Source organism: Chitinophaga flava, from assembly GCF_003308995.1.
Taxonomy (GTDB): Bacteria; Bacteroidota; Bacteroidia; order Chitinophagales; family Chitinophagaceae; genus Chitinophaga; species Chitinophaga flava.
The window spans coordinates 315,919-334,977 of record NZ_QFFJ01000003.1 but is presented as its reverse complement, the minus strand read 5'-3'; the positions used below and the strand labels follow the sequence as shown (position 1 = coordinate 334,977).

The 19,059-nt window shown below is 41.9% G+C and carries 13 protein-coding genes; 7 read left to right on the top strand and 6 right to left on the bottom strand.

All coding sequences use genetic code 11. From position 1 onward, the window contains the following. The first annotated feature begins 14 nt into the window (after nucleotides 1-14). Nucleotides 15-212, top strand: a complete 198-nt coding sequence (locus DF182_RS31995) for a hypothetical protein (RefSeq protein WP_113619976.1) — start codon at nucleotides 15-17, stop codon at nucleotides 210-212. A 19-nt stretch (nucleotides 213-231) separates the two neighbouring features. After that, complete coding sequence (locus DF182_RS31990) at nucleotides 232-1,095, top strand: glycosyltransferase family 9 protein (protein WP_113619975.1); 864 nt, start codon at nucleotides 232-234, stop codon at nucleotides 1,093-1,095. 457 nt (nucleotides 1,096-1,552) lie between these two features. On the opposite strand, the gene DF182_RS31985 is transcribed toward DF182_RS31990, so the two are convergent. Continuing rightward, on the bottom strand, nucleotides 1,553-1,738 hold the full coding sequence (locus DF182_RS31985) for a hypothetical protein (protein ID WP_113619974.1): 186 nt from the start codon (nucleotides 1,736-1,738) through the stop codon (nucleotides 1,553-1,555). A gap of 241 nt (nucleotides 1,739-1,979) precedes the next feature. Then, complete coding sequence (locus tag DF182_RS31980) at nucleotides 1,980-10,529, bottom strand: non-ribosomal peptide synthetase/type I polyketide synthase (protein WP_113619973.1); 8,550 nt, start codon at nucleotides 10,527-10,529, stop codon at nucleotides 1,980-1,982. A gap of 798 nt (nucleotides 10,530-11,327) precedes the next feature. On the opposite strand from DF182_RS31980, the gene DF182_RS31975 reads away from it, so the two are divergent. The 5 genes from DF182_RS31975 (at nucleotide 11,328) to DF182_RS31955 (ending at nucleotide 17,038) form a co-directional block, all read left to right on the top strand. Further along, on the top strand, nucleotides 11,328-11,549 hold the full coding sequence (locus DF182_RS31975) for a hypothetical protein (RefSeq protein WP_113619972.1): 222 nt from the start codon (nucleotides 11,328-11,330) through the stop codon (nucleotides 11,547-11,549). 136 nt (nucleotides 11,550-11,685) lie between these two features. Continuing rightward, nucleotides 11,686-12,363, top strand: a complete 678-nt coding sequence (locus tag DF182_RS31970; RefSeq protein WP_262511123.1) for a TIGR02117 family protein — start codon at nucleotides 11,686-11,688, stop codon at nucleotides 12,361-12,363. 351 nt (nucleotides 12,364-12,714) lie between these two features. Further along, a complete protein-coding gene (locus DF182_RS31965) occupies nucleotides 12,715-14,511 on the top strand; it encodes a WG repeat-containing protein (protein WP_113619970.1) in 1,797 nt (598 codons plus the stop codon). Further along, a complete protein-coding gene (locus tag DF182_RS31960; protein ID WP_113619969.1) occupies nucleotides 14,511-16,346 on the top strand; it encodes a WG repeat-containing protein in 1,836 nt (611 codons plus the stop codon). The genes DF182_RS31965 and DF182_RS31960 overlap by 1 nt, the downstream gene beginning before the upstream one ends. Before the next feature lie 272 nt (nucleotides 16,347-16,618). Beyond that, entirely contained in the window at nucleotides 16,619-17,038 is a 420-nt protein-coding gene (locus DF182_RS31955) for a CPBP family glutamic-type intramembrane protease (protein ID WP_161964346.1), read from the top strand. Nucleotides 17,039-17,132: 94 nt separating this feature from the next. Here DF182_RS31955 and DF182_RS31950 read toward each other — a convergent pair whose 3' ends face one another. The 4 genes from DF182_RS31950 to DF182_RS31935 all read right to left on the bottom strand — a co-directional run bounded on the left by DF182_RS31950 (nucleotide 17,133) and on the right by DF182_RS31935 (nucleotide 19,057). Then, on the bottom strand, nucleotides 17,133-17,609 hold the full coding sequence (locus DF182_RS31950; protein WP_113619967.1) for an SRPBCC family protein: 477 nt from the start codon (nucleotides 17,607-17,609) through the stop codon (nucleotides 17,133-17,135). A gap of 49 nt (nucleotides 17,610-17,658) precedes the next feature. Further along, nucleotides 17,659-18,084, bottom strand: a complete 426-nt coding sequence (locus DF182_RS31945; protein WP_113619966.1) for a VOC family protein — start codon at nucleotides 18,082-18,084, stop codon at nucleotides 17,659-17,661. A gap of 27 nt (nucleotides 18,085-18,111) precedes the next feature. Next, entirely contained in the window at nucleotides 18,112-18,450 is a 339-nt protein-coding gene (locus tag DF182_RS31940) for an ArsR/SmtB family transcription factor (RefSeq protein WP_113619965.1), read from the bottom strand. A gap of 160 nt (nucleotides 18,451-18,610) precedes the next feature. After that, nucleotides 18,611-19,057, bottom strand: a complete 447-nt coding sequence (locus DF182_RS31935; protein WP_113619964.1) for a hypothetical protein — start codon at nucleotides 19,055-19,057, stop codon at nucleotides 18,611-18,613. Between the last annotated feature and the right edge of the window lie 2 nt (nucleotides 19,058-19,059).

Genomic DNA, 19,059 nt, shown 5'->3' with positions numbered 1-19,059 from the left:
ATATTTGTTCTGTTATGAGAAAAGAATCAGAAGTTATAGCCAGAATCGCGGAATTCAGTGATCGCCTGTTGCACGTAGAAGCCTGCATTAGTGAAGAGCTGACGCAGCATTATGAAAAAAGGAACAAGAGCCTATTGTTGTTTCTGCATAAAGAAAAATGCGTATGGCAGTTTGCTATTGAACAAATGAAATGGTTGCTCGAAGAAAAATAATCATCATAAAATATTTCGTGTGGAAAAGAAAATTTTCAGAATCGTTGTAAAAGGCGGGCTGGGGGATGTGCTGCTGCTCACGCCTACCATGAAAGCCATTAAGCAGACCTATCCCAATAGTAAAATCATGCTCTTCTGCTTTAATGAGCGCCAGAAGTCCATATTCGAAAACAATCCGCATGTAGACAAAGTGTATACTACCTCCTTCTGGAGCAACCCGATTTCCTATATCCGTGTAAGCATGAAATGGGGAAAGTTTTATAAGGATTTTTATGGTGGGTTGATCCCTACCGTGTTTTACAATGAGAACGCCAAAATGCTCATTGCCGGCTTGTATGACGTAGAACTGCAGGATGATAAGGTACAGGTGTTCCTGACACAGCAGGAGGAAGAGAAAGCCAGACAACTGTTGTCAAAATATAAAAATCCCGTGTTGTTGCATATTACTTCCAAAACGTCGAAGAATCAGGAGTGGAAGCACAGTAACTGGGATGAGCTGATCACCTCGATGCCGGATTGTACTTTCCTGCAGCTGGGCGTGATGAAGGAAGAGAAAGTAGAAAAGGCGGTAGACCTACGGGGGCTGCTTTCCTTCCGGGAAACGCTGGCGCTCATTAAATATGCCAGCAGCTTTGTGGGGGTGAATTCTTCTTTTTCACATGCTACCAACGCTTTTGACATTCCGGGTGTTGTGATATTTGGTCCTGCGCAACCTGATATCTGGGGCCATCCCAACAATATCAATATCTATAAGCCCATGCGCTGTTCACCTTGTCTGGATCTTATATTTGCTGCAAAGTGTCCTTATGACAAAGCCTGTATGGATCGTATTTCAGTAACGGAAGTCAGGGAAGCGCTTCGTTCGCAGCTGCAGTTTTCCTGAGTATTGCGGAGAAAGTGACAACGGTATTTGAGAAATTATCAGTTGAAGCAAGGGCCGGAGAAAGAGCGTATCTTTCATATCACAACACTTCCTTGACACACTTTGCTCATAAAATATTAAAAAACAGAACATAAAGAATCCAGTTCTGGGTACGCTAAAGGGTCGTAAATCAAAGATTTACGACCCTTTTTTATTTATTTCCATGAGTGTCGATAAACCCCGCTTTTTATCACTTCTTCTCATTATCCCTGAGACTAAAAAAACATTCACAAATGATTGGCGTCCCGCCTGCATCACACAGGCATACCTGGAGAAAATTTAAACTAACAGGTTTTACAAAGAAGTGCAGTACTTACCTGGTGCCAATTGCCGATCCCCTAAAATGAAAATTTATCACCTAAAAAAGAAGGCTGACCTCAAAGCGTTTTGCTTTTTGGTCAGCCCCAATCAGGTTGAACTATGCGCAGGCATGATTTTCACATACAGTATTGCAGACTGTATAGTTGATCGTGTTGCATACGGTATTAGCCTGCGAGATAAAGGCTGCACCTCCAACAACTTGTTCCGGCTGCCGCACAAGGGATGCAATCACCATCTTTTCCAAAATCAATTTTTTCTTCAGGTGAACTTGTTTCTTTTTCATGTGTGAAGTTTAGGGTGAACAGCTAAGTTAACTGAAGCCTCTGCATAAAATGTGCAGTGCAGCCCCCTATCACTTCACTCTGTAATACAATTTTTATCGCATCCGTGAGCCATCGGTCACCGTAGACTATAAATAGTCTACGTCTATTATAGTGCAGTCCTGTTTACTTTTTCCTTCCAACTTAATTGTGTGATAATGAATACTATCATCCAACTGATCAATGAACCACAGACGTTCCTGACTATATGACAATGCGGCGGTGTTTAACCGGCAACAGTAATTCCTTCGTTTGTGATTCAATATATGTTGCCATTTTTGCAACAGTAGGAAAATGAAACAGTGTTTTAACGGTCAGCTCTACTTTCAGCTGCCGGCGCAAAACGGATATCAGCAAGCTACCCAGCAAAGAATGCCCTCCCGACTCAAAAAAATTATCGTAAATACCAACGCCGGATATGCCCAATATCTGCTCCCAGGCACCAACCAGAAGAGATTCCAGCTCATTTCCCGGAGGAACATGCCTGTTTCCTACAGATGCCATCTCGCCAGGGTCCGGCAATGCCTTTTTATCAATCTTTCCATTAGCGGTTAATGGTAATTTATCTATTTCGATAAGTAAAGTAGGGATCATGTATCCCGGCAACCGCATCTTCAGATAGGAAAGGACAGCTGCCTTGTCAAAGTTCTCCTGTGGTACTACATAGGCAATCAGATTACTATTATTGTTGTTATTTGTCAGATGATCCTGCCGGGCTATCACTACTGCCTCGTTAACCATACCTGATGCCTGCAGCGCACTTTCTATCTCGCCGGGTTCTATTCGATAACCACGTATCTTTACCTGATTATCAACACGACCAAGATATTCGATAATGCCTTCCGACGACCACCTTCCCCGATCACCGGTACGGTACATCCGCATAGTCGATTCCGGATAAAATGGGTCCTTGATAAACCTTTCCGCTGTGAGTGACGGACGATTCAGATAACCACGAGACACCCCAATACCTGTTACGCAAATTTCCCCGGCCACCCCTACAGGACATAATTGCAGCGAGTCATCCAATATGTATATTTTCATATTTTGAATGGGCCGGCCTAAGGGTATATTCACCTGTTCAGGTAATTCATACATGGCATAATGACAGATGTTATCTGAAGCTTCTGTTGGCCCATATGCATTCGCTACCGGAATCACTCTTTCAGTATGACATTTAAACCACAACTCCAGCAAATGATGACTGACTGCTTCACCGGTAACAATCAGGAAACACAGGTCTTTCAGCAACGTCAACTTTTTTTCCCGCAGCAGAACAGCCAAATAAGAAGGAACCAGTTCCAGAATAGTAATTCGATCAAGAATCAGCGCATCCAGAAATAACGCCGGTTGCAAAATCAGAGATTCATGATAGATGATCGTCTTACCTCCCTTTATCAAGGAAGCAAACATCTGCCATACTGAAATATCAAAAGTATATGCCGCTGTAAATGCTATTGTAGTATCTGATGTGACATTTAAGGTGGTTATCTTTGAATACAAATGATTCAACATGCCACCATGTTCCACCATTACACCCTTAGGTTGACCCGTAGAACCGGAAGTATAAATCACATATGCCAGGTGGGAAGGTGTAACGAACACCTCAGGTGTAATAGCTGGATGCTTGCTGAAGATATGTTTATCGGCATCCAGGACAATAATATTGCTGGTCTCTTCTATGAATGCAAAAAGACTCTTTGTAGCAGTATCGGCTACTATTATATTCGCACCTGTATCTTCCAGGATATGTCTGATCCGATCTATCGGATATTCGGTGTCGATAGGCACATAAGCTGCACCAGCTTTTAAAATCCCCAGTATCCCGATGATCATATTCAGGGACCTTTCTATACAGATAGGCACTATTGTTTCCTCTCTGACCCCTTTAGCCCGTAAGTAGTGTGCTAATTGATCTGCGGATGCAGCAAGCTCACTATATGTGAGCTGCTGATCTTCAAACATCACTGCAATGGCATCCGGTGTGTGATATACCTGCGCCATAAATAAGTCCATCATCGTTCTGTTTGCAGGAAGCTCTCCTGAGACGTCATTGAAAGATATCAATAACTGCTCCTGCTCCTGCGGACTCAACATGGATAACCGACCAATCTGTTCTTCAGGTGATTTTACAACAGCATACAATAACTGCTTAAAATGTTGGCTTAATTGCACAATAGTATCTTCATCAAATAAGTCCTTATCGTACTCCACTCTTCCGTATAACCCTTCTTTAGTCTCATAAAGCGAGAACATCAAATCAAATTTGGCAGCGGTATAATTCAGCATTTCTCCGGACAACCGTGCCCCTCCCAAATCCAATACAGAGATATCCGGCTGTTCATGCAACTCAAACCTAACCTGAAATAAAGGATTCCGACCCAGGTCTCTTTTTGTTGTTATCTGATCTACTACCTTTGCAAAAGGTACATCATGATGCTCAAATGCATCCAATGTTGTTTGTCTTACCTGCTTCAGCAACTGCGTAAACAAAATATCACTCTTCAGTTCATTCCGTATAGCCAGCGTGTTTACGAAATAACCGATAAGTTCTTCTACGCCCTCTTTCATTCTTGTTACAACTGAAGTACCAATACAAATATCTCCCTGACCACTATAGCGGTACAGCAACACATTAAATACAGACAGAAGGGTCATGTATAAGGTTGACCCGTGCTGTTTGCCCAGATTTCGCAAACCGTCTGTCAGTTCGAAGTCAATATTGTAAGTAAAAGCTGCTCCCTGAATGCCCGGAACAGCTGGCCGTGGATGATCAGTAAGCAGGTTTAGCGGAATAACCCCTTCCAGCTTATTTTTCCAATAAACCAGTTTATTATTCAATACTTCTTCTGATAGGGACTCCCGTTGCCATATCGCATAATCTGCATACTGCATATTTAGAGAAGGTAATTGAGGAGTGCGCGATTCCATGTACGCGGTATAAAACTCAACCAGCTCGCGGTAAAGAATATCAATAGACCAACCATCAGAAGCAATGTGATGTGTCGTTAATACCAATATATGCTCCACCTCAGAAAGGTGAATCAGCTGTGCACGCAGCATATAATCTTTTGACAGATCAAAAGGGGCACTTACTAATTGGATGAGATACGTTTCCAATGTTTGGGAATGCGCCTCATAAACAGTACGATCATTTATTTCCAATTCCCATTGGTCGGCTGCCAATACCTTCTGAAACAGCGTTTCATCCTCAAGTGTGAATACTGTTCTCAACACCTCGTGCCGATTAACAATCTGCCGCAATGCATATCTTAAAGCCGGTACCTGAATCGCCCCTTCTACCCTGTAAACGAGGTATTCATGATAGGCAACTGATCCTTCTAGCTGATCAATAAACCACAAACTTTCCTGCTCAAAGGATAATGGGATATGTAAGGGCCTTGACTGCTGCCTGGTGATAGCAGATAAGCTGCTTTCTGATGAGAAACTTTCGCCTTTGGGATTTCTCTCTTCCATTGGGTGATGGCCATTCTCCGGAATGTTTTTCATCTCGCCGGATGCAACTGTTTCAATTGCACCAGGTACGCTCCTTACACTATCAAGTTGTAGGGCCAGCAGTTTGAATTGCTGCGCCATACTGACCAGAATCTGCTGCCGCATATTTTCCATTTGCTCCTGTATTACTGCTGACACTGCAGTAACTACGCTATTCAGATCTGAGGCCGCGGCCGGAGCTTGTATGACATCACTTGTTGCCGGTATCGGATCAGTTTTTTCAGGAGCCGTCTGAACTGTTTTATGCGCTTCAATATATGTTGCCAGTTGATCAAGCGTAGTCAGTGCTTCGAATAGTTGGGGGATGGTGAATTTCACCTCATACTTTTTCTCTATGCTTTTTACCATACGGATCAAAGTAAGAGAATTGGCGCCCAGCAATAGTATTTCTCTATGTATGTCAATCTCTGCAGCAGGAATTTTCAAGAGTTCACCCAATGTCCCGCGGAGATACGCTAAGGTATCCATATGACTGTCTGCAGTCTGATCCCTGGTATCCGTTATCTCCTTAATTTTTACAGGAGATGTCATTGCTACCGGTGTATTTTCTACCTGTTGTATCCAATATCGCTGGCGTTGAAATGGATATACAGGTAATGTTACTTTCTGGCATAGACATTCCGCATAAAACTCCTCCCAATTCACAGAGATACCTTTTACATGTAAGGCCATTAAGTTTTGTAACATAATACTCCAGGATGATACACCATGTTCTAAACTGGTTAATAGGCTATCTTCCGGATACTCCAGCGTCATCTGTGCCAAAGGCAGGAGTGCAGGATGCGGCCCTAATTCCATCAGCATATCTCCGCCCTGCTCTGTTATAGTAGTGAGGCTTTTATAAAACTGTACAGGAGCCGTAATATGTTCACACCAATAATCCGGACTGGCTATAGTTGGGGTGGCCAGCATACCGGTGACACTTGAGATCAGATTAATTACAGGTTGATGAAACTTAACCCCGGCGGCAACTTCCCTGAATTCATCCAACATGGGCTCCATAAAAGCGGAGTGGGAGGTATGCGACACCGGAAGTTTCCTGCTTCTGATACCTTGCTGCTTTAGCGATTGTAACACCAAGGTTACAGCGTCTTCCTTTCCTGATATTACGGTGTTCACAGGACCATTGATTGCGGCAATTGACAGGTCTTTACCATATGCTGCTATTTGTGATGCTACTGATTCACTATCTGCAAAAACAATTGCCATTGTTCCCCGTTCTTTAATTGATTGCGTTAATTGAGCCCTTGCAGCAATCAGTGTCAATCCATCTTCCAGACTAAACACACCGGCAATGCATGCAGCCGCATATTCCCCAACACCATGCCCTACTACTATAGATGGAGATACGCCCCAGGATTTCAATACAGCTGCCAGGCCACAGGAAATAGCAAATACGGCCGGCTGGGCGAACATGGGTTGTTGTAAAATTTTATCTCTTTCAGCGCCATCCGTCTCATAAAATATTTTTACCAACTGAATATCCCAACGGTTTTTCAGAAAAGCATCACATTGATCTATTACATTTTTAAACACCGGATTATGTTCATATAATTCTTTCCCCGTATTCCAGTTTTCGGTTCCCTGCCCAGTAAACAGCCATACCAGTTTACCTTTCGACGCCTGGGCAACCCCAGACCTTATTTCATTTGTTATACCGTTTACATAATCAAGCAGGTATTTTCCAGCTGCTTGTTTGGAAGTTGTTTGTAATGCTAGCCGGTGCTGGAATACATCACGGGTTATTGCTGTACTATAAGCTATATCCCGCCAATCAGCGGAGTTATTATTACAAAAGTGAATATACTGCTGTGCCAATGCTTTCAGTGCTGCGGGTGTTTTAGCAGATAAGAGCAAAGGATAAGAAGGATACACGACCTGTCGTTGCTGGGCCTCCGCACCACTGCTTACATCGGGTGCCTGCTCCACGATAACGTGTACGTTGGTCCCGCTCAATCCAAATGCACTCACGGCAGCTCTTCTTATTACAGCAGCGGGCCAATCCACCAGTTTGTCGACTACTTTAACGGCCATTTCATTCCAGGGTATAAATTTATTGGGAACCTCATAATGCAGACTGGCCGGTATTTCTCCATGTTGTAAGCAAAGCACCGTTTTGATAAACCCGGCTACACCTCCCGCTGCTTCCAGATGCCCGATATTTGATTTAACAGCCCCTATCAATAATGGCTTGTCTTTTGTACTGGCATCTCCATATACAGCCTGTAAAGCCTGTACTTCAACAGGATCACCCAGACGGGTACCTGTTCCATGCGTTTCCACATATTGCACAGTTTCTGCACCAACAGAAGCATCTCTCAATGCTTTTTTGATCAGTTGCTGCTGCATGGTACCATTCGGCGCTGTAAGTCCGTTACTGAGCCCATCGTGGTTAACTGCTGAACCTTTGATCACCGCAAGGATATTATCGCCATCTGCCAATGCATCCCTCAATCGCTTCATTACAACTATACCACAGCCTTCTCCTCTCACGTATCCATCTGCGCTGTCATCAAATGATTTACATAAGCCGGTTGGAGAAAGTGCATTCATCTGACATAGCTTAGCAGTAGTATCAGGTGTCAGCATCAGGTTTACCCCGCCTGCCAGGGCCAGAGAGCACTCTCTGCGTATAAGGCTTAACCTGGCTTGGTGGATGCAGAGCAGAGAGGAGGAACAAGCTGTATCCAATTGCATTACCGGGCCATGAAAATCGAATGTATAGGCGATCCTGCCAGCAGCGATACTTCTTTCAACACCGAGGCTGTCCATGTCTTCACCAAAAGAATGCTCCTTGTTATCATGAATGATCGTTTCATAATCATCCGATCCCATGCCAATAAAAATCCCGCTATCACTACCTCTCAGCTTTAATGCTGAAAATCCTCCATGCTCCAGTGCTTCCCAGCATATTTCGAGTAACAGCCGTTGCTGCGGGTCCATATAAGCAGCTTCCTTCGGTGAGATACCAAAAAACATCGGATCAAACTTATCCACCTGCTTCAGAAAGCCACCGTGCTGAGTATACATCTTTCCGGAGGTTATCTCCTCTGTGGCAGAATTGGCTGCCACATCCCAACGATCTTCCGGGGTAACGGTAATGGCACTACGCTGTTCTTTTAAAAATGTCCAGAATGCTTCCGGGGTATTAATATCTCCGGGGAAACGACACCCAATACCCACTATTGCAATACTGTCGTTATCATCACCCTCGCTATGACGCAGCTCAGATTCTTTCTTTGCATCATTACCTGTGCCCGAAAGATATGCTGATAAGGTAGCCGGGGTAGGGAAATTATAAATAATGGTTTTCTCAACCGTAGTGCCCAGCAACACTTCCAGATCGGCTGCCAGGACAACTACATGCATGGAAGTCATACCATACGCAGAAAATGGCTTGTCTACCACCAGATCTGTTGCTGTAAGATTAAAACGCTGTTGTAACCATTCACATAACCATTGCTCAATTGTATCTTTAGACAGGGCAGAAGGAGCAGACAGCGGGGATACTTTATCAGTACCCTTATGCACTTCCTCCATTGTGTTGATAATAGTTGTATAATCGCCTTGTACAAAGGATTCCGCCAATAAATACCGTTTCACTTTTCCGCTGGTGGTTTTTGGTATTTTTCTCACTGGTACGACCTGTTTTATTTCCAAGCCCAAACGTGCTGCAATAAATCCTTTTATAGCATCGGCAAGAGGCTTGAATGCCTCTACTGAGGCTTTGTGCACCACAAAGATGACAATAGCCTCTACTCCAGTTTCTTTGTCCGGTATACCACAAGCCACCACTTTTCCCGTATCGATACCTTCTAATTGTTCTAATGTATTTTCTATATCATGCGGATATATATTTGCACCATTTACAAAGATGATATCCTTTACTCTTCCTGCGACATACAAACACCCTTCCCACATGAATCCTGTATCACCTGTGTTCAACCATCCATCCTTACTGATGGAAGCGTTTGTAGCCGCTGCATTGTTATAATATTTTCGGGTTACACTATCCCCTTTGACCCGGATAAGCCCCATATAACCCTCCGGTAATATATTGTCCTGTTCATCATAGATCCTGATATTCATACCGATGATGGGTTCTCCCACATTTACCAGCTCAAGTGTACTTTCCGAAGGCATGGGCTGTACGCTGTCATGTGTTATTACACAGTTGCCCAGGGTCAACATTTTTCTCTTTACCAGAATAGTTTTCAACGCAGGAAAAGAACGCGTGAAGCTCACCTTCAGTGTGGCTTCTGCCAATCCATATCCTGTCCGTATTGCATGAGGATGAAGACCACAGCTCTTCATCGTATCTGTAAAACGGCGACATAAAGCTGCTGATATGGGTTCTGCACCATTATTAATGATACGCAGGCAAGACAGGTCCAGGTCGCTCGCTTTATGCTCCCTGAATTGAGTCAGGTAGTATTTATAACCAAAGTTGGGAGAACCTGTTATCGTAACGCGATGAGTTGATATCTTTTGCAACCATACTAAAGGAGCCCTTATAAACAAATCCGTGGGCATAAAATATTGTTGTATGCCTATTTGGAGCGGATATAGATGAAAGCAGATCAGACCCATATCATGTGTTAACGGCATCCAGCTCAGCGTACTATCTTGCTCATTCCAATCGTTCACCAATAAAGAACCGCATATATTGGCGATCACATTGGCATGGGTCAATGTTACTCCTTTAGGATCGCCTGTAGAACCAGAAGAGAACTGCAGGAATGCAATCATATCCGCAGTTACAGGATATATCTGTCCTTCTCTGCCTGCATGCTTCATATCTTCCGTAAAAAGCACACGATCAAAATGTTCTTCGAAGTTCCTGTCTGTATTCTTTTGTTCACATAGTTTTTCATAATGTGGACGGTTAGTGACCAGGAATGGATGATTTAAAAATGCGCTTATCCTGGTTAATTTGGTTACGTTCTCTGTATGGTAGGCAACAGAAGCCGGGACTGGTATAATAGCACTTAATATACAGGCCCAGAAAATCTGCAGAAAGGTTTTATTATCTTCCACCTGTAACACTAGTTCATCACCAGAGCGCAGCCCCTGCTCCTGCAAATAATACATCCAGGACAAGGCATCTGCATAAAGTTGGCCGTATGAAAGGAACTCTTCCTTGTTGCCTGTTCCGATAAAAGTGATCCCTTTATCTTTAACATCTTTGAGCCTTATCAACATTGCTGACAGTGTTGCAGGACTATCTTGTTTCTTCATAAAATAAACGTGTTAACAACGGATTTTACAATAGTTTTTTTTGCGAGGGTAATAGCATACGATAACATCAGGCATGTGCTATGGTAACCGGCTTTAAGGGGAATCATATATGAGACAGACATGATTCTTCCTGAATGAATATTATCCAGGTAGGTAACTGAATAAGATTACATTATGATAATTAACAAACACGGACTTTCCATGTATACATACGTATATCACGTTACAAAACTTCAAATATTAATTGATCAATAAACCCCGACTGTGATTGCACGGCTCTGCCGTCACTCAGCTACAGAGTAGATACTTTCATCGGGAAAAAAAGAAAAGCACAAATCACTGGATTCAGTGCAGAAGAAAAAGGGGTTAATAAATCTATGTAGAAAAGTTAAAAAAAACTAACAATTCTTTTTATTAACTGCAAATACTAATCGATGTGTTCTGTAAATTCATTAAGGATTTTTAAAACTTAAACATATTTCTTTTAAAAGATAAGGTTCCTTGTTAGTAATTTTAAAAATAGTACTATCCTATGCAGTATATATACAGTGATAAGAAAATTTACCACAAGCAAAGAAAGCCTTGCATTCCACTAGTGGGCCACAGGTTATAAAAGCCTTTCAAGTAAAACCTGGAAGACTTTTTTATTTAGCGCTTAGGTTGTATCGGGTTTCGGTGAGTCGGACAATCCTTAACGGCAACTGCAGGCAGGAAATCTTTTGCTTGAGGTTTTTTGTGTTGATGCTCTGCCGGGAGAATTTCGGAATGAAAAATATTTGTTTTTTATACTTTTAAGATATGGCAAATAATGGGAATAATTTCCGGATGACATCCTTTAGGGCAGCAGACTATCAGTTAAATAACAGACCTATGGATCTGGCGCCTGCCCGGCGGGATTTTTATAAAATCTGGCTTATCCTCGATGAATGCCACCTTTCTCTGGAAACAGCAGACTTACATATTCAGCAGCCGGCGCTTATTGTCAGGCTTTCTGTTGGTGTAACTCCGTTTTTTTCTTAAAATGCAGTGTAGAAATGAGAAAGGGTTCATCTATTCTGTCCTTGACATCTCCACAAATTTAATTGAAAACCTTATGTCAAAGTGAATTGCTATAATAAACAGAATTCTCTATTTTACCGGCTCAAAAACCAAGTCCTTGAAGAAAGTCTTTAAAATTATTACCTATACGCTATTAACCTTTTGCCTGTTTGTTGGCCTGTACCTTTCATCGGCGTATATCCTTTCCCGTATGAGCACCTCAAAAGAGCAGGTCGCAGATGCTGATATTCCTATATACATACTCACTAACGGTGTACATACCGATCTGGTGGTACCTGTACACACAGAGCAGATCGACTGGAGCACCCGCATTCGTTTTGACAACACCATAGCCAATGACAGCAGTGCTCAGCTGTTGGCTTTCGGCTGGGGAGATAAGGGCTTCTACCTGCAAACACCCACTTGGGCCGATCTTAAATTCAGTACCGCATTCAAAGCAGCTTTTGCCTTAAGTACAGCTGCTATCCATGCTACTTATTATCGCCAGCTGCAGGAAAATGAAAACTGTCGCAAGATCATGATCAATAAATCCCAGTATACAAGATTAATACAATATATCAGTAATACCTTTAAACCTGGCATAGATGGTATGCCGATCAAAATAAATACAAATGCCAATTATAGCGATGACGACGCTTTTTACGAGGCCCAAGGGAGATATAACCTGTTTTGCACCTGCAATACCTGGGCTAACAACGGGTTAAAAAGCTGCGGACAAAAGGCCTGTCGCTGGACCATCTTTGATACAGGAATATTTTATCACTACAGGAATTAAGCAGTATCAATTCATTATCTATGGATGTATTTGAAAAAATTCTGGAAACCGTATCCGAAAAATCTATACCGCAGCTGGTGTCAGCATTTAATTGAATTAAAACCGATAAAAACTGATTCGATAATATGCCGCCACTTAGGAACTAGGAAAGATTGTAAATCAAAAATTTGCAACCTTTTTTTGTTTTTTGTGAGTGTCAGGTTTTCCCGCTTTGAGCCAGCAGAAAAGTTCTTTTAAACACTTCCCCACAACTTCTCTCCGTATACTCAAGTGACGATTCATAATGCATATATAAGAATGATTTAATATTTAAATATGTATTATATTCACAATACTTATACCTAAGAATTCATGAAATCTATATTCGTATGGGTGGTTGTGTTAACCCTTATAACACTCAGTTGCCATCAACTTGCAGCACAGAATTTGTATTTAGCAGATCTGGCGAAAGTGAAGGAGTTTCTCAACTCGAAACTGGAGATCATTAATCTAGTCCAACCAGCAGGTAAACAACGGGCTACGATTTCCTACCCAAAAATCAACGACACTACTATGGAAGCCATATTAACGAAGCCAGAATGGTTTCCGGTGAATGATGTAAAGCAGATCGATGAGGTTATGCATTGTGTATTGGTAAATAACGCCCTGCATTACACTTACACGGAGTATAACAGTACCAATATCGCGGAAATCACAAATAGTGAAGTATTCAAATCCCTGGGTATGCTCCTGGTAGGCGACATCTATTGTTATAGTGATTATAGCAGTTATTCCCGCTTTTATAAAAACCACGCAGGTAAGGTGGTCATGGAACATTATCCCATGGAAGTAGCCAGGCTTCCCGTTTCTTTACAACAACGTGTTAAAGATTCTATCGCCAGTTATGCTAAACGTATGGCGGAAGAAGACGAAAAGCGGCGGAAAGCTGCTCTGGAGAATGCTGTGCATGTAGCAAATGACTTCCATGGTGGTCTTGCTGCTATCGGTGTAGCAGGTACAGAAACCGATAAAGACGGTAATTCAGTCACCTTATACGGATATATTGATACGGCGGGTGTTTTGATACAGGACGAGCCATATTATTTGAAGGCTTCAGACTATCAGGAGCATTATGCCCTGGTAATGAACCCTAATACTGATCTCTGGGAATATATTCCTGATCAATATGCCGGAAATATTGATGGTGAATTTCAGCATGCATACTTGTTCAATGAACACCGTGCCCTTGTATATCGGGATGTTGGTTTCGGATTTATTGATACCCAGGGAGCACAGGTTACCAGGATGCAATATGATGATGCCCGTTCCTTTTCTGAAGGTATGGCCGCTGTGATGTATGAAAAAAAATGGGGCTTTGTTGACTTAAGCGGGAAAGAAGCTTTGATATTACAATTTGACAACGCACATGATTTCAAAGGAGGGTATGCCTTAGTGGGAAAAGAAGGAGATAGGCGATATAGAAGCTATTATATCGGCAAGGACGGACAGGTGGCGTATGAGTTTAGATCAAATGAAAGAGCAGTTCCTGCAACCTTAAATGAATTAAGAAATGAGACACTGTTACCGGGAGATTTTTATGATGGTATTGCCATTATTGAACGAGATGGCAAACAAATATATATCAATATCACTGGTAAAGAAGTAATCCGTGTCAAATCCCGTGGTTGTGAGTTAACACTTCATCATTTTGTGAATGGATATGCCAGGGTAGAAGCCTGTGGTAAAATGGGCCTGATAGATCGAAATGGAGATTGGGTAATACCATCAGTGTATGATGAGATTGGCAATATGTCTGACGACCGCATAGCTGTTATGCGTAATGGTAATTGGGGTTTTGCAGATAAATCCGGCCGCATCATTATTAACCCAGGTGTCGCTGATCCTCCGGGTGCAGTACAAAAGGAAGCTTCATTCGACTATGTATCTAACTTCTCAGAAGGACTCGCTGTTGTGAAAGTGAATGGGAAATATGGATATATAGACATCAATGGGCATTGGTTTATCAAACCGACTTTGAAAAATGCCCGTCCGTTTAAAAACGGTTTTGCCTGCGTTGTTTTTTCGGAAGGCAATAAAGAATGGAAATATATACGCCGGGATGGAACACAAATTCCAATCTATCTTCCTGATCCGAATACCGAATTCTAATGAAGACTATCAATATGAAATCTCTATTCTGTATAACTGCATTAGCATTGGCAGGAATAAGTTCCCAGGCTCAGTCTTTCGATCCCCGTCCCCAATTCGGAGATGATTTACCAACGGTGCAATACACTGTACAAAAGTATGCACATCTTCAGAATCTGACCATTCAACTCAATGAGTTCGAGCAGCCAGAGTATACTGTAGATTCAACACATCGGGCAGATGGAGTGGATGATGTAACCATGTGTTACCAGGATTTCTGGTATCTGTTTAATGAGCGTTTGTATAATGTTTGCACGCATTACATCGTCGTAAATGGAAAGTATGAATACATGGAAGAGCAGTTCCCCGATATACCGCAGGATCAGTTGGAAACAAGTGTCAAAAGAATGGGGTTTCAGCAAAAAATTGGGGACATGTATTTTTCGGATGCTTATGATTATTACTACAAAATTTATACGAAGAGGGAAGGGGCTACCTGGGAATATCATGCTACCGATGTAAGTAAATTGCCGGAGAATATACGGGCAATTGTACAGAAAGGTATAGCTGCAGGTCGTTCCAAAGCGAGTACCGGTAATAAAGATACGCTAAGAGCCACGAATACGGCTGATTTTGAGTTAAGACCCGCTCACTACTTGTTTATGGAGGCGGAGGAATTTAGTGACGGATTAGCAGTTGTTGCAGCCGATAAATATGGCGAAGTAATGATTAAAAGCTTTGGCAAGAATAACAAGTTCGGTTATATTAATAAAAGCGGAGTGTTTCAAATTTTACCGATATACGAAAGTGCCCAACCTTTCAAAGATGGGTTTGCGATTGTACAGTCGGAGTATCGTTCAAATCCTCATTTCATTAATAAAGCAGGTAAAAATCAATTCAATCAGTATTTCAGGGAAGCCCGCAATTTCTCAGAAGGATTTGCAGTGGTTGGCGGAGTAGATAAGTTGTATGGATGTATTGATACAACAGGTAAGCTCATTACGCAGTTTCGCTACGACAAGATCGGCGACTTCAAAAACGGCTATGCGCGTGTATATCGGGATGGCAAGTGGGGATTCATTAATGGAAAAGGGGTAGAAGTGGTTTTACCGCAGTTCTCTGCAGTCCGTGATTTTCATGAAGGCTATGCATTTGTTGAGAAACAGGCAGATGGTGGAACATATTATCAATACATCGATAGTACTTACAAGATAGCATTCGAACTCCGGGCAGAGGCTGTCTCTCCAGATGATGCGCATTATTTAGGTAGAAATGAATATTATGATTTCCATAATGGCGTCATCAAAATTATATACTATCCCCGGGGACATTTTGTCGGCAGAGAGATCCGTTACATAGATACAAAAGGGAAATCGTTGAATACTGCAGTGGGACGTTTGGCATATTTGGGCGAAGATGCTTTATTTGTTGAGAAAGGATATCGGGGCCCTTATTCCGGGTTGAAGAATATCAAAGATCGTTGGCAGGTAGAGCCACAATTCGAGGAGATCGGCAATTTCAGCGAAGGCTTAGCTAAGGTGAAGTTGAATGACAATTGGGGGTATATCAATAGGAACGGTGATGTTGTGATTAACAAAGATATTTTAAAACCTAAAGGTTCCATCCTCAATACATATCCCATAACATCTGCCGAAAATTTTTCCGAAGGCTTAGCACTGATAGAATCCCGGAGTGGATTTGGGTATATTAATCATGATGGAGCCTGGGTAATTGAACCTTCCTTTTATAAGGCTACTTCGTTCAAAAACGGTTTCGCTCGTGTGAAAATCCCTGGTAGAACCGAATGGTATTATATCGATAAGATAGGCAGGATAATAAGACCTGAAAGAAGATAAAAAGAGAAAACTTTATTTGGTGGCTCTGGGCGTTCATGATGGCCTGTGGGGCAGTTAACAAGAGCCTTTCAAGTGAGAACTTGAAAGGCTCTTTTGTTTAGCATATAATCACGCAGAAAAGTTAAGAGGACACGCAAAAATAAAAACTACCGGTAGGGTGTAAAATACAGTGCCTTTGTGTAATTTCCCGGCTTAAACCTATGCCAGTAAAAATGGATACTAACCCAATACCAAGAGGCAGGATCGATTTCCGGTTAATATTAATATCGGTCTTGATTAGTTTTCTGTATGCTATCCTGATAAGTCTTGTCCTCTACGGCCTGGGGGTGGATGTTGGCGGGTACCGGCCTAAAAGCATGACAGAACGAATCAGCGTAATGATATTACTTGCTCCACCGATAGAGACCCTTATTTTCCAGGCTATACCCTATGCGATCACCGGCATTTTTAAAAAGGGCCTGCATAGGTGGTTTCTGCACTGCTATATTATTGCGTCCTCGCTGTTCTTCGCTTTCAGCCATAGTTATTCCAATGGCTATGTGTTAACCATGTATTTTCCCGGCATCATCCTGGCCTATTGTTATGCCCGGTCCAAGGAACAGAACCGGCCTGCTTTCACTACCACAATGCTGGTGCATTTGCTGTACAATGGGCTGGCCCTACTATGGAACTATTACCTGGCGGGTATATAGATATTGATCGTGAAACAAATGTTATTTTAAATGATTTTTACCGATGATTCTATTTTGATTTTCCTATCTCTATAGTGCTGTTATTATGTTCTCATTAACTAAAAATAGCAACCATTTTTTCCATACTTTGTTCCAGGCCAATTTGTGCGAAGTGGCTTATCGTACCAAATTCTGCATATTCAGTAACAGTCATCTCTGTTTTTTTATCCGAGACTGCTTTAAAGGTTACGACAGTTTTTATATCAAGAGGAAAATCTGAAGGCATACCCAGTTTTGCAGGATCGGTTTTATTACCGTTTTCATCAGCCAGATTTTGAATAAACTCAATTGTTTTTAAGGGAACAATTTTTATATATTCCCAGATCGAAAAAAACTCCTGACCACCCATTTCCAGCGGAGCCTTCATGCTTACCAGGGATTTACCTCCTATGCGAAAATCAATTCTCGCTACAGGTGATATATAATGTTTGGGGCCCCACCAACGCTTTACTAATTCAGGATCTGTCCAAATTTCCCAAACCATTTCAATAGGCGCATTAAATATTCTGGTAACTTCAATTTGCTTTGCCATATTTGCGTGATGATATAAGTAAATTAATGAACAGTCTTAGTTCCCGCTCTCAGGCATTTTGTAAGGCTTCAATATCAAATTTTTTCATTTTTAGAAAAGCCTGCATAACACGTTGTCCTTTTTCGGGATTTGACATCAGCTCGCTCAATATTGTAGGAACTACCTGCCAGGAAAACCCGAATTTATCTTTACACCATCCGCAATTACCTTCCTTTCCTCCGTCTGCAATAAGTTTATACCAATAGTGATCAATTTCTTCCTGGTCTTTACATGGAATAACGAAAGAAACAGCTTCATTAAATTTAAAGTTATCACCTCCGTTTAAGCCCATGAAGAACTGCCCGTTGAGCTCAAAATTTACAACCATCCCGGAATCGTTGATTATTTTTGAATCAGGAAAAATGGTGCAGTAAAAATCTGCTGCTGCTCTGGCCTGACCATCAAACCATAAGCATGGATACATTTGTTTGTTCATTTTTTATGATTTTAGATTGTGAGTAAACTATTTTTTTGATTTTCCTTTTTTTGTTTGCATTTCCGTAAGTAAGTCATCCATTGCCGACAACCTGCCTTCCCATAGTTTCCGGTATGGATCCAGCCAATCTGCTATTTCTTTCATTTTTGAAGGATTGAAATGATAATAGATTTCCCGGCCTGATTGAGTTTGGTTCAGTAATTCACATTCGTTCAAAATCTGAATGTGCTTTGAGATCGTTTGTCTTGATGAGTTAAAGTTTTCAGCAATTGCACCAGGGGTCATTGCCTGCAAAGCTACCAGGCCCAAAATCGCCCTGCGGGTTGGGTCTGCTATTGCTTGAAATACATCTCTACGAGTTTCCATTTTGCGCAGCCATTTGACTGCAAATATAAGTGCAACTATTTAACTGCGCAAATTTATTTTTATTAGATGATAAGCGTAACGCCAATATCAGGCCGCCCGGGATGGCCGGGAGGCTTGATATTGGCGTTACAATTTTAGCCCTGGACCTCAGTCCGGGGAACTAGTTAACAAGTATCAGTGCTTTCTTTTTATAATTTTCTTTATCCAGCAAATCCATTTCATCCGGATTGTTCAATTTCACCTGGACCACATGATACGGACTGTTCCAGTTTGGAGGAATGTCGGACGGAACAGAACAGAATATAAAGATGGTATCCTTTTCCTGTTTATAGAACACGGATGAAAATCCGTTAAATATATAATCTGTTTTCCCATCAGGGTCCTTCTTATCCTCTTTGCTTGCAGTGATGTAGACAATGCGGTGATCACTGGTCAGCCCCCATATCTTCTGACGGATAAAAACAGCCTCTTTTTTATCCGTTGCAGCTACCCGGATAATCCTATATTCCTCGAAAGCATCTTTTCCGGGGATAACCAGATAAAGTGTCAATGCTCCCAGCAATACCAGTAAAATGAGCGCTAATACATACGATTTAAATTTACCCATAC

Bases quoted from the DNA above. Each gene is read 5' to 3' on its own strand.
- DF182_RS31950 (WP_113619967.1), bottom strand. From the start codon at position 17,609: ATGGCAAAGCAAATTGAAGTTACCAGAATATTTAATGCGCCTATTGAA.
- DF182_RS31980 (WP_113619973.1), bottom strand. From the start codon at position 10,529: ATGAAGAAACAAGATAGTCCTGCAACACTGTCAGCAATGTTGATAAGG.
- DF182_RS31965 (WP_113619970.1), top strand. From the start codon at position 12,715: ATGAAATCTATATTCGTATGGGTGGTTGTGTTAACCCTTATAACACTC.
- DF182_RS31975 (WP_113619972.1), top strand. From the start codon at position 11,328: ATGGCAAATAATGGGAATAATTTCCGGATGACATCCTTTAGGGCAGCA.
- DF182_RS31960 (WP_113619969.1), top strand. From the start codon at position 14,511: ATGAAGACTATCAATATGAAATCTCTATTCTGTATAACTGCATTAGCA.
- DF182_RS31995 (WP_113619976.1), top strand. From the start codon at position 15: ATGAGAAAAGAATCAGAAGTTATAGCCAGAATCGCGGAATTCAGTGAT.
- DF182_RS31985 (WP_113619974.1), bottom strand. From the start codon at position 1,738: ATGAAAAAGAAACAAGTTCACCTGAAGAAAAAATTGATTTTGGAAAAG.
- DF182_RS31940 (WP_113619965.1), bottom strand. From the start codon at position 18,450: ATGGAAACTCGTAGAGATGTATTTCAAGCAATAGCAGACCCAACCCGC.
- DF182_RS31945 (WP_113619966.1), bottom strand. From the start codon at position 18,084: ATGAACAAACAAATGTATCCATGCTTATGGTTTGATGGTCAGGCCAGA.
- DF182_RS31935 (WP_113619964.1), bottom strand. From the start codon at position 19,057: ATGGGTAAATTTAAATCGTATGTATTAGCGCTCATTTTACTGGTATTG.